This window comes from Halomonas sp. GFAJ-1 (assembly GCF_000236625.2).
GTDB lineage: Bacteria > Pseudomonadota > Gammaproteobacteria > Pseudomonadales > Halomonadaceae > Vreelandella.
The window spans coordinates 1-1,413 of record NZ_AHBC01000091.1 but is presented as its reverse complement, the minus strand read 5'-3'; the positions used below and the strand labels follow the sequence as shown (position 1 = coordinate 1,413).

At 55.8% G+C, this 1,413-nt stretch carries 1 protein-coding gene; it reads right to left on the bottom strand.

What is annotated here, in order from left to right:
• Nucleotides 1–71: 71 nt before the first annotated feature.
• On the bottom strand, nt 72–1,244 hold the full coding sequence (locus tag MOY_RS16475; RefSeq protein WP_035541070.1) for an RNA-guided endonuclease InsQ/TnpB family protein: 1,173 nt from the start codon (nt 1,242–1,244) through the stop codon (nt 72–74).
• Nucleotides 1,245–1,413: the final 169 nt, after the last annotated feature.

The following is a 1,413-nucleotide window of genomic DNA, read 5'->3' as shown; positions in this document are numbered from 1 at the left end:
CTATCCCTCCCGGCTRGTGACTGCTCCCCACCCTACGTCGCTACGCAACCACGGGTGAGGCTTCCCACGTCTTAGGCCGCAGCCGGTGCGTGACCGGTCTTACACAGGCCTCGATGGGCAGAGACGGACAGCCCTTCCGCCTTTAATTTTAAAATGCCTTGCTGGCGAATAGTGATCGCGGCGTTTACGTCACGGTCAATCGCCTTTGTGCCACAGCTTGGGCAATCCCAGGTGCGGACACTGAGGGGCATTTGTTCGACTTTGTGGCCGCAGCCCGCGCAGGTTTTGGAGCTGGCGAACCATTGGTCGATTCTGACCAGATGTTTGCCTTGCTGCTTCGCCTTATACGCCAGTTTTTCGATCAACCTGCTCCAACTGGCATCGGCAATATGCTTGGCCAGCTTGCGGTTTTTGAGCATGTTTTTCACGCTCAGTGTCTCAACCACCACCGCTTGGTTGTCGTCAATGAGTTGTCGAGACAGTTTGTGCTGGAAGTCAGCACGCACATTCGCCAGCCGCTCGTGCGCCTTGGCGAGCATTAGCCGCGCTTTCGTACGGCGCTTGCTGCCTTTCTGGCAGCGTGAAAGCGCTTTCTGCTTGCGGCGTAGGTTGGCAGGCGCCAGCTTCAAGAAGCGAGGATTGGCGACCTTGCGGCCAGTGGAGTCGATGGCCAAATGCGTTAAGCCCATATCGACCCCCAGCACCGTCTCCACCGTTTGCAGCGGTGCGGCTGCCTCCACACCATCCTCCACCAGCAGCGAGGCAAAATACTTGCCCGTGGGGGTGCGGGTCAGTGTGATGCTTTTCAGCGTGCCGGCGATCTCTCGATGGATTCGGGCTTTAATCGGCGTAAGCTTGGGGACTTTGATCCAGTCATCACCCGCCTTAACGCTGGTGCAGTGATAGCTCGATTGCTTGCCATGCTTGCGTTTAAAGCGCGGATAGCGGGCTTTAAGCTGGGGGTTAAAGAAGTTCTGGAAGGCGCGATCCAGGTTAATGCACGCCTGTTGCAGTGCGATAGAATCAAACGCTTTGAGCCAGTGGTAGTTGCGAGACTTCTTCGCCACCGCCAACAACGGCTTGAGGTCTTTCTTAGCGCGCAGCTTGGTGCCATGGCGCTTGTACTGCGAGCTGATAATGTGCAGTGCCTTGTTGTACGTAAACCGCACCGCGCCGAATTGCTGATTCAAGAAATCAGCCTGTTCGGGGGTGGGGTAGATGCGTACTTTGGTGGCTGTTAACACAACGGCTTCAACTCGTTGACTGTATGAATGTATAGTGCCAGATAAATACGAAACTACAACCCCTGCAGCGCTAGCGCGCTGCCCGCTTGTATCCCCGCCCTCAATCGGGCGAGGGTTTACGCGGATTTTTGMTAAACGTAMCGGTAWSGCRCAAAATCTGATGAAAAAA